This window comes from Chromohalobacter beijerinckii (assembly GCF_023061185.1).
Lineage (GTDB): Bacteria > Pseudomonadota > Gammaproteobacteria > Pseudomonadales > Halomonadaceae > Chromohalobacter > Chromohalobacter beijerinckii.
This window is the reverse complement of the sequence record NZ_JAKGAK010000053.1, coordinates 1-868: the sequence shown is the minus strand read 5'-3', so window position 1 is coordinate 868 and position 868 is coordinate 1. Positions and strand designations below refer to the sequence as shown.

The following is an 868-nucleotide window of genomic DNA, read 5'->3' as shown; positions in this document are numbered from 1 at the left end:
CCTGGATATACCTTTCGAAAAAGGAGTGGATACAACGGTAACCAAAAAGGACGGTAAACTATATGCTCCCGGCATTAGTGATGATAACCGGGGGCTGGCCGCTATTCTTTCGGTCGCCCGTGGCCTCGAGGAGGCAAACATTCAAACTGTCGGTGATATCGTATTCGTTGCTACCGTTGGCGAGGAAAACACGTTCAGAGGGGTAAAAGCCCTTTTTAAGGAGCGAGACGACATCGATGGCTTCATAACAGCTGAGGCCGGAAACGTCAATTTGATTGGTCATGGAGGCACTGCCGGATATACCATTAGTTTCAAATTTCATGGTCCAGGTGGACATGCTTGGGAAAAATATAAAAGGCCTAGCGCGATTCATGCGATGGGACGCGCCATTGCTGAAATCAGCAAGTGGGGAAATAATGACCCACGCACAACCTTTAATGTAGGCATTGTTAAAGGTGGCACAGCAGAAAACGCCAAGGCGGTCGATGCCAGCATGTTGATGGAGTTCCGGACTGACGGCGGAAATGAGGAAAGCCTGAAGAAGAAGCTGTTGCAAGCCGTTGACAGTTCTGTAGAACAAGAAAATAGTCACTGGGGAGCGGATACCCAGGATGTGACCGTAGATCACAAGATAAAGGTCAAGATTCCAGGAGGCAGGCTGCCAAAGAGTGCCATTATGGTTCAGGCTGCGTTAGCGTCTACTACTGCGGTTGGAGAACAGCCAGCATTCATTGACTCTGGAATGGACGATGCCAATTATTCGTTTGGTGCAGGTGTTCCTGGAATTTTCTTGGGTGGCGGAGGCGAATACGATGAAGCCCATACTTTAGGTGAATGGTTTGACCCGACAGATGCCTATCTTGGTCCG

1 protein-coding gene is annotated in these 868 nt (G+C 49.3%); it reads left to right on the top strand.

The features are described from left to right. Nucleotides 1-868 (top strand): M20/M25/M40 family metallo-hydrolase (locus L1075_RS15645; protein ID WP_246942761.1); only part of this gene is annotated, 868 nt, incomplete at both ends.